Raw genomic sequence first — 2,381 nt, 5'->3', positions numbered from 1 at the left:
GGGGGGGGGGGGGGGGAGTCGCAGGCGACGCCCTCTACGAGGTCCCGCCCCACCCCTAACCCCTCCCCTGAAGGGGAGGGGCTTAAGAAAACCAAGGCCGCTCTGGTGGCGCCAACCCCTGGCACGACCCTCGACGGCAGCTGGGACAAGCGCCTGTCGCGCGGCATGGTTCAGCCCGATGCGACGGTCGACCTGCACGGCCACACGCTCAACTCCGCTTATGCCATGCTCGACGATGCGCTCGGCCGCTCGATCGCGCGCGGGGACCGCGTCATCCTCCTGATCACCGGCAAGCCGCCACGGCCCGAGAGCGAGCGCCCGCACGCGCGCGGCGCGATCCGCGCCGCGGTGGGCGACTGGCTGCACGCGTCGCGCCACGCTGATGCGATCGCCGCGGTCAGGGGCGCCAACCCGCGCCATGGCGGGTCGGGCGCACTCTATATCGTGCTGCGCAGACCCCGCGGAGCACGAATTTCTTAACCCTTTTCGGTCACACAGCTGTCTTCATTGGGGGCTGTTCGGCAGCTCGCCAGAGGGGACATTTCAGGCGCAATGGAATCAGCATCGCTGAAAGGCCGGGCGATCGTATTCGCATTGTGCGCCGGCGCGGTGGTGTTCATCCTCGCGCTGCTGGCGACCGCGCATGGTCAGCTCAGCGCCGATACAATGGGCCGCGCGCTGATCCCGGCGATCGTCTGTTCGGTCTTGTCCTGGGCCGCCGCCGAGCGATCGGTCGCGTCGACCGCGGCAGCGATCGACTCCGCCATCGCCCGCATCGCCAAGGCGGCGCATGGCGATCTCGACAGCCCGATCCCAGAGGATATCGGCGCCGCCGTGCCGCATCTGGGAGAGGCGATGCACGGCCTGTTCCAGCAAGTCGCGGCGAACCTGGACAGCGTCCACCGGCTGGCGATGTTCGACCCGGTCACCGCCTTGCCTAACCGTACCCATTTCCGGCGATCGGCCGAGCGCCAGCTGGCCGAGATGCCGATCGGCCAGATCGCCGCCTTGCTGTTCATCGACCTCGATCGCTTCAAGGCGGTCAACGATACGATGGGCCACGCCACCGGCGACATGCTGCTCGGCATGGTCGCCAATCGCCTGCGTGCGGTCGCCGACAGCGTTTCGATCGATCAGGTTACCGACAAGCCGCTGATCGGCCGCCTGGCGGGTGACGAATTCACCATGTTCTTCCCGCGCCTCGACGATCCCCGCGAGGCCACGCGGATCGGCCGCGGTGTGCTGTTCGCGCTGACCGAGCCGTTCGACATAGCCGGTGCCGAGATCGAGATCGGCGCGTCGATCGGTATCGCGATGCGGCCGGGTCACGGCACCACCTTGCACGATCTGATGCGCGCCGCAGATGCGGCGATGTACCATGCCAAGGCGACCGGCCGCGGCCGCGCCGAGCATTTCTCCGAGGAACTCGCCGCCGAGCTCGCCGACCGCGCCCAGCTGGAAGTCGACCTGCGCACCGCGGTCGACCGCGATCAATTCACCCTGGTCTATCAGCCCCAGGTCTCGCTGACCGATGGGCGCATCGTCGCAGCGGAGGCGTTGCTGCGCTGGCAACATCCGACCGAGGGCGTCAAACTGCCCGCCAGCTTTCTGCCGCGCGCCGAGGAAACCGGGCTGATCGTCGAGATCGGCGAATGGGTTGCCGCCCGCGTGACCGAGACGATCCGTCGCTGGGCCGACCTGGGCGTCGAACAGCGGCTGGCGATCAACATCAGCCAGCGTCAGCTCGACCATGCAATGTTCTTTCGCCGCTTGCGCGAGGCGATGCTGGCGGCGGACGCACCCGCCCGCCTGCTCGAGCTCGAAATCACCGAGACGCTGGCGATGCATTGCTCGGAGGACGTCATCGAGGCGATCGCGGCGCTGCGCGCGGACGGCGCGACGATCGCTATCGACGATTACGGCACCGGCCATTCCAGCCTGTCGCGCCTGCGCCAATTGCCGATCGACCGCATCAAGCTCGACCGCAGCCTGGTCGAACATGTCGCCACGCGCCGCGAGGCCCGGCTGATCGCGCAATCGGTGATCGGCCTGATCCACGGCCTGGGCTGCGAAGCGGTCGCCGAAGGGATCGAACAGGACGACCAGGCCAAGATGCTGCGCGTGATCGGCTGCGACGTCATCCAGGGCTATGCCGTCGCCCAGCCGATGGACGAGGAAGCGTTCCTGGCGTGGTCACACGGCACCGACCGCCCGCGCGGCAAAGCGGTCGTGACGGTGGGGTGAGCCGATTCCCCTCCCTGCAAGGGAGGGGCTAGGGGTGGGTTAGCGGGGGCGGGGCTCGATGCCCCGGCACCGCCTTGAGGTGAGAGCGGGAGCTCGCCTTCGGCTCGCACCCACCCCCGGCCCCTCCCTTGCAGGGG

At 68.6% G+C, this 2,381-nt stretch carries 2 protein-coding genes; both read left to right on the top strand.

The window, feature by feature from the left end; genetic code table 11:
* A partial coding sequence (locus SPR01S_RS20900; protein WP_157082391.1) for a Smr/MutS family protein occupies positions 1-480 on the top strand: 480 nt, incomplete at its 5' end.
* Positions 481-552: 72 nt separating this feature from the next.
* Positions 553-2,244: a putative bifunctional diguanylate cyclase/phosphodiesterase gene (locus tag SPR01S_RS20895; protein ID WP_066593764.1), complete on the top strand. Its 1,692-nt coding sequence runs from the start codon at positions 553-555 to the stop codon at positions 2,242-2,244.
* The last annotated feature ends 137 nt before the right edge of the window (positions 2,245-2,381 follow it).

Origin of the sequence: Sphingomonas pruni NBRC 15498 (genome assembly GCF_001598455.1) — a bacterium.
In the GTDB taxonomy this organism is placed as follows: Bacteria; Pseudomonadota; Alphaproteobacteria; order Sphingomonadales; family Sphingomonadaceae; genus Sphingomonas; species Sphingomonas pruni.
Note: the sequence above shows the minus strand (reverse complement) of the source record. Positions and strands in the feature narration are given on the sequence as shown.